The organism is Microcoleus sp. AT9b-C3 (assembly GCF_036705485.1).
Classification (GTDB): domain Bacteria; phylum Cyanobacteriota; class Cyanobacteriia; order Cyanobacteriales; family Microcoleaceae; genus Microcoleus.
In genome coordinates, this window is record NZ_JAUBUR010000088.1 from 2,501 (window position 1) to 5,323 (window position 2,823).

The following is a 2,823-nucleotide window of genomic DNA, read 5'->3' on the forward strand; positions in this document are numbered from 1 at the left end:
ACACAGTAGTATTTAGCCTTACGAGATGGTCCTCGCTGATTCACACGGGATTTCACGGGCCCCGTGCTACTCGGGATACAGTCACGCTCTTTTCTACTTTCGACTACAGGACTTTCACCTTCTCTGGTGCAGCTTTCAACTGCTTTGTCTAGCTTGAAGATACGTTAGTTGACTGTCCCACGACCCCAGAAGTAAAAACCTCTGGTTTAGGCTGTTTCCCGTTCGCTCACCACTACTTGGGAAATCGCTATTGCTTTCTCTTCCTCCAGCTACTAAGATGTTTCAATTGGCTGGGTTCGCTGCTCTCAGTCTATGTATTCAACTGATGCTTACTGGGTTGCCCCATTCGGACATCTCCGGCTCAATGCTTGCTTCCAGCTCCCCGGAGCTTATCGTCGGTCGCCACGTCCTTCTTCGCCTCTGTGTGCCTAGGTATCCACCGTTAGCCCTTTGTAACTTGACCACTTGATTTTTTCATGGTGGTCGCTTGTCAGATGATCCGATTACTCGGATGATAGACACGCTTTGATGACTTAATTTCTATGCAGTTTTCAAGGTTCTGACTAGAGTTCTAGACTCCAGCATTCCGACTTTCACTCTCGACAGTCTAGGTGCTGATTTCTATTTTTTTGTAGTTAGTTACAGTTAGTGAGAGTGGAGGTAAGCGGACTCGAACCGCTGACTTCCTGCGTGCAAGGCAGGCGCTCTACCAACTGAGCTATACCCCCACACTTGTAAGTTCTGATTTTGATTTTATGAGTCCTGAATTACTCTTTGATTATCCATTACTCATTACTGACAATTCATCACTTTTTTTCCAGGTGGGCCATCCTGGATTTGAACCAGGGACCTCACCCTTATCAGGGGTGCGCTCTAACCAACTGAGCTAATAGCCCGCGAGAAACGAACCAGTTAATAGTTTGAAAGCTTTGACATCTATTCCTCGAACGACCAGGGATGACTGAGCTTGACCTATTGTTTAGGTTCGGTCTAGTCTCAGATGGTCTCCCTAAAAGGAGGTGATCCAGCCACACCTTCCGGTACGGCTACCTTGTTACGACTTCACCCCAGTCATCAGCCCTGCCTTCGGCATCCTCCTCCTTTACAGGTTAGAGTAATGACTTCGGGCGTGGCCAACTTCCATGGTGTGACGGGCGGTGTGTACAAGGCCCGGGAACGGATTCACCGCAGTATGCTGACCTGCGATTACTAGCGATTCCGCCTTCATGCAGGCGAGTTGCAGCCTGCAATCTGAACTGAGGCAGGGTTTACGGGATTAGCTCGCCCTCGCGGGTTGGCTGCCCTCTGTCCCTACCATTGTAGTACGTGTGTAGCCCAGGACGTAAGGGGCATGCTGACTTGACGTCATCCCCACCTTCCTCCGGTTTGTCACCGGCAGTCTGTTTAGAGTGCCCAACTTAATGATGGCAACTAAACACGAGGGTTGCGCTCGTTGCGGGACTTAACCCAACATCTCACGACACGAGCTGACGACAGCCATGCACCACCTGTGTTCCGGCTCCCGAAGGCACTCCTCTGTTTCCAAAGGATTCCGGACATGTCAAGTCCTGGTAAGGTTCTTCGCGTTGCATCGAATTAAACCACATACTCCACCGCTTGTGCGGGCCCCCGTCAATTCCTTTGAGTTTCACACTTGCGTGCGTACTCCCCAGGCGGGATACTTAACGCGTTAGCTACGGCACTGTCCGGGTCGATACAGACAACACCTAGTATCCATCGTTTACGGCTAGGACTACTGGGGTATCTAATCCCATTCGCTCCCCTAGCTTTCGTCCCTGAGTGTCAGTTATGGTCCAGCAAAGCGCCTTCGCCACCGATGTTCTTCCTGATCTCTACGCATTTCACCGCTACACCAGGAATTCCCTTTGCCCCTACCATACTCTAGCTGTTCAGTTTCCACTGCCTTTCCGAAGTTAAGCCCCGGTCTTTGACAGCAGACTTGAACTGCCACCTGCGGACGCTTTACGCCCAATCATTCCGGATAACGCTTGCATCCTCCGTCTTACCGCGGCTGCTGGCACGGAGTTAGCCGATGCTGATTCCTCTGGTACCGTCAGGTTGCTTTCACAACTTTCTTCCCAGAGAAAAGGGGTTTACAACCCAAGAGCCTTCTTCCCCCACGCGGTCTTGCTCCGTCAGGCTTTCGCCCATTGCGGAAAATTCCCCACTGCTGCCTCCCGTAGGAGTCTGGGCCGTGTCTCAGTCCCAGTGTGGCTGATCGTCCTCTCAGACCAGCTACCGATCGTCGCCTTGGTGGGCCTTTACCCCCCCAACTAGCTAATCGGACGCGAGCTCATCTTCAGGCTATAAATATTTTCCCTTTCGGTACATCGGGGCTTAGCAGTCGTTTCCAACTGTTGTCTCCGTCCTGAAGGCAGATTCTCACGCGTTACTCACCCGTCCGCCACTAAGTATTTCTACTCCGTTCGACTTGCATGTGTTAAGCAGACCGCCAGCGTTCATCCTGAGCCAGGATCAAACTCTCCGTGTTGTTGAGTTCTTTTGGCTACAGTCAAGTTCTTTCTACTCAGCACAAATGCTGGTTTTTTTCTCTTGACTTTTTTCTCGTTGTTTGCGATATTGAATATCAGCTCTCGCTTTTACTCTCTATCTTCATTTTTTTGACGAGGTTAATAGTGCTTTAAGCTTTCAAACTATTCTTTTTTCTAGGTTCAGTTTTTTACCTTTAGTTCGTGGTTCAGTGAACCGCTTCCCTTCTGGCGCTTTATTAATGTATCAACTCTCCCCAGAGTTGTCAAGCGTTTTGCGAAAATATTTTTGAATTCTTGGGGAACCTATACA

2 tRNA genes and 2 rRNA genes (1 of these 4 running past the window's edge) are annotated in these 2,823 nt (G+C 50.0%); all 4 read right to left on the reverse strand.

The window, feature by feature from the left end:
* A 23S ribosomal RNA gene (locus QUB77_RS31240) occupies positions 1 to 463 on the reverse strand; it reaches 2,440 nt to the left of the window's first position.
* 192 nt (positions 464 to 655) lie between these two features.
* Positions 656 to 728, reverse strand: a tRNA-Ala gene (locus QUB77_RS31245).
* A gap of 94 nt (positions 729 to 822) precedes the next feature.
* Positions 823 to 896, reverse strand: a tRNA-Ile gene (locus tag QUB77_RS31250).
* Positions 897 to 1,012: 116 nt separating this feature from the next.
* Positions 1,013 to 2,512: ribosomal RNA gene (locus tag QUB77_RS31255) — 16S ribosomal RNA — on the reverse strand.
* The 16S and 23S rRNA genes sit together here with 2 tRNA genes alongside, the layout of an rRNA operon.
* Positions 2,513 to 2,823 lie beyond the last annotated feature (311 nt).